Origin of the sequence: Prevotella sp. S7-1-8, from assembly GCF_000758925.1 — a bacterium.
Taxonomy (GTDB): Bacteria; Bacteroidota; Bacteroidia; order Bacteroidales; family Bacteroidaceae; genus Prevotella.
Genome location: NZ_JRNC01000123.1, coordinates 1 through 3,316, shown reverse-complemented (window position 1 = coordinate 3,316; position 3,316 = coordinate 1). Strand labels below are relative to the sequence as shown.

The following is a 3,316-nucleotide window of genomic DNA, read 5'->3' as shown; positions in this document are numbered from 1 at the left end:
ACGATGCTCAGTTTGGTATCCATGACACTGCGGCTGCAATTACGGTGAAAGACAAGGTTGTCGTCTTTTTCTTTCACCGTCTGCCGTTCCTCGCTTCTTTCCTGTTCTTTCCGACAATGGCTGATGATGGCTTCCGCTATGGGATGTAACGGCACTATGAACTCAACCTTGGTCTTCTGACGTTCCTTTCTTATATACATCTGTCCATCCGCTGTCGTTTGGATATGCTTGTATTCCAAATTCTCCATATCTGAAATAGCCAAGCCTGTGAAGCAGGAAAAGACAAACATCAGTCTTGCCAGCTCCGCTTCTCTGTCGTTCATCTTCATTGCCATAAGTTTCATCACATCGCTCTTTTGCAAAAAGCGTATCTTCTTTTCCTCTTTCTCATACTTGGCATTCTCAAACGGATTACAGCGGATAATTCTCTTGCTGACCGCACGGAACATTAGTCGGCTCAGCCAGCAGAGGTTGCTGTTGACGGTAGATGCTTTCAGTCCACGCTTTTTGAGAAAGAAGCGGTATTCCTCGAACAAGTCCTCTGTAATTGTTCCGATGGATATATCCTGCACTCCTTTGTTTTCTACAAATTCACGGAGATTTCTGTCAGAATAGAACAGGTTCAGATAAGTATGGGGCACAGAATGAAACGTATAAAATGAGTTGAGGATAAAAACGGCTTATTACTTTATGTTTCAAAGAGTTATGCGTATCGATAGAAGATAAGCCTGTAAAACGAAACGTTTACATTGGTTTAATTTCGGTTTACATTTGAGGCTTGATGAGGCTTATTAAGTTGGCGAAAGACTCACATTGGTTTACAGAAGGCTTACATGGGATGACGAGGAGAACAACGAGGGCAGTAAATCTGCTCTTTTATTGTACCTTTATAAAAAATAAAGTATTATTTTATTCTATATAATTATTATTTGGTATATTTGCAACGTAAAATAATAGATTATGGCAAAGGTTATACACGTACATTTGATACACGGATTACAGAATACGAAGCGTAAAGACTGGTATTTCAGCAGTATTTCTGCCGTTTACACGATATTTACACCTGAACAGGTAGGTGCTACACGTAATTATTTGCTCCATGCCGGGCTTTCAGGCAATGGTACGATTATCACGAAACGGGCCGTAATAAAGCAATCTACGCTCATTTCGGGTGGTTCTGGGGCAACGTATAAAGACTAAGAAAGAAAAGGCTTAGAACGACATTAAAACGCCGTTTGAGAGGGTGGTAAAATCAGCGTGGTTTTATCACCCTTTTTTCGTGTCTCAGGGGGTAATTTTTATGGATGGGGTTACAAAGTGGGGTTACATTTTTAGAAAAGTGGGGTTACAAAAGAGGGTTTTGAGGGGGTACGATACAAGGGGGTGAAGATACTGTTTTTTCAAAGATAAGTGCGTTTTTAGTACCGATAGCCCCCCCTAAATGCCACCATGTTTTGAAGTTTCACCTTATTATATAACGAGAAATCAGGCACTTATTCGTTATAAGGAAACTAAAAAGAGGGGGAAGCCCCCGAAAGGGGGGGCATGGGGGGAGATGGGGGGCTGTGGGAGAACGTTGAAGTGACTGAATTATAACCTGTACAATAAAAGTGTTATATAGGTTTGTGCGAATAACTAAAATTGGACATTATTGGGTGATTATTACCAAGTGTCAATGCTTTTATCATCATTATGTTTATTCAAGTAAGATAAAAAGGATGACATTGTATTGTAGGAGTATGCATTGCAGTTAATAAATGCCTGTGAATAAGATTCTTTATGATCACCATTAAGATTTGACGGGAACACAGCTTTAGGAGATATTAAATTTGATTCTGTCCCTTTTTTGAATAAATCAAATGCACCCAAAATATAATGAGGTACTTTTGTTTCAAAAGTTAGAGAATCTTTATATACCTTTATCCTTATTTTTAATTCAGCATGTATAATAGTTGCATTATAAAGTCCTGTGACTTGCCCCACATTTGCCCATTTCCCTTCACCGTAGCAAATATTATTAATCGTGTCTATCTTTATTTCTGCACCTTTTTCTAAATTAAGAATCGATTTTAAGAAGCCATAACTTATCTTCGTCATTTCTTTAGTGGTCATATTGCAATTATTAGACACATTATACTTATAATAAATGTCTCCATCCAAATTAAGTGGAAAATGTTTTATAGCCTCTTTTGCCCATTTCTTATTGCTACTTTTTTTATTGCATTCCATTTTGCTTGTTTAGAAACAAAGTCCATACATTCAAATTTTTGTGCAATAGAATTAGTCGAAGTTAGAAACATAAAAGCTAATAGTAATAGATATTTTTTCATTGTATAAAATTTTAATTATTTATGATACAGAGGGAAGGCGAAGTTATACCAAGCGAACAAGGCCGATGATCGTACTGAGAGAGCGAATGTCGGACTTTGGAAGTTGGAACGGTTTGAAACGCGTGTTCTCGGAAACACAGAGAATGCAATCATCGTCTTTCTCGCACTCCTCTACACGCTTGACGAGGGCACCCTGACTGGTGTCGAGGACGTAGATGCCACCCCATTGGAAAAAGAGTATGTCGGAAATTTTACGGCAAGCGATGATGTCGCCATTCTCATAGAGGGGGTGCATGGAGTCGCCTGAAACCCGGATGAGAAAGTTTGCCCCCTTCGCCTCAAACTCCGGGATTGAGTAGTGTTCACAGTCTTCCATATATACGCCATCATTGTCGGCGGATGGGAAACCTGCCACGGCATCTATGGGAATAAGAGGGATGCCCCTCCGCTTATTGGAGGATTTGGGAGGTTCGGCAGACCTCTTATGGGCTTCTATTGGCTTGTCGAGGTCAGATTTAAGCATATTCCCTGTGCCTGTGAGGAGCCATTCGGAAGAGAGGTCTGTGTACGCGGATAGGATATTTTCTATTTTATCAGAACCTATTGCTCCCCTGTTTTTTCAAAGATTTTCCGAACGAGGCATTAGACATACCTATACTTCGCTCAAAGGCAGCTATTGTAATGCCCTTGCAATCGATATATTCCTTTATTCTTTCTAAAATCATAGCCTGGCTTCTATTAAATTTTACAGAAAAAATAGGAAATAATCTCATGTTCATTTGGCTTATATTAGAAAATATCCTATCTTTGCAACGTGTTCCAATGGAACGTGCAGCCAAAAATACGAAAAATGGCCGAGATTAGCAAATATTAAGTCTTAAAAATAAGTGAGATTATGGCACGTAAGATTCAAACGTAGAGTCAACCAGCAAGTGCAAAATTACAAAACGTGTTTGAAGAACTCGCACTTAGGTATAGAAAAGTTT

At 39.2% G+C, this 3,316-nt stretch carries 4 protein-coding genes; 1 reads left to right on the top strand and 3 read right to left on the bottom strand.

All coding sequences use genetic code 11. From position 1 onward, the window contains the following. The coding region (locus HMPREF1640_RS12210) for a phage integrase SAM-like domain-containing protein (protein WP_231565918.1) at positions 1-641 on the bottom strand (641 nt) is incomplete at its 3' end. A gap of 319 nt (positions 642-960) precedes the next feature. Between HMPREF1640_RS12210 and HMPREF1640_RS13830 the strand changes: the two genes are divergently transcribed. Then, entirely contained in the window at positions 961-1,200 is a 240-nt protein-coding gene (locus tag HMPREF1640_RS13830; protein ID WP_036895291.1) for a hypothetical protein, read from the top strand. A gap of 462 nt (positions 1,201-1,662) precedes the next feature. On the opposite strand, the gene HMPREF1640_RS12200 is transcribed toward HMPREF1640_RS13830, so the two are convergent. Together HMPREF1640_RS12200 and HMPREF1640_RS12195 are read right to left on the bottom strand one after the other, a co-directional pair. Beyond that, positions 1,663-2,229 (bottom strand): hypothetical protein, encoded by a 567-nt coding sequence (locus HMPREF1640_RS12200; protein ID WP_036895288.1) that lies wholly within the window; start codon positions 2,227-2,229, stop codon positions 1,663-1,665. 144 nt (positions 2,230-2,373) lie between these two features. Then, positions 2,374-2,853 carry a S24 family peptidase gene (locus tag HMPREF1640_RS12195; RefSeq protein WP_036895285.1) on the bottom strand — a complete coding sequence of 160 codons (480 nt, stop codon included), beginning with the start codon at positions 2,851-2,853 and terminating at the stop codon, positions 2,374-2,376. Positions 2,854-3,316 lie beyond the last annotated feature (463 nt).

Excerpts from the sequence above, each read along its gene's own strand:
- HMPREF1640_RS13830 (WP_036895291.1), top strand. The coding sequence starts at position 961 with ATGGCAAAGGTTATACACGTACATTTGATACACGGATTACAGAATACG.
- HMPREF1640_RS12200 (WP_036895288.1), bottom strand. The coding sequence starts at position 2,229 with ATGGAATGCAATAAAAAAAGTAGCAATAAGAAATGGGCAAAAGAGGCT.
- HMPREF1640_RS12195 (WP_036895285.1), bottom strand. The coding sequence starts at position 2,853 with ATGCTTAAATCTGACCTCGACAAGCCAATAGAAGCCCATAAGAGGTCT.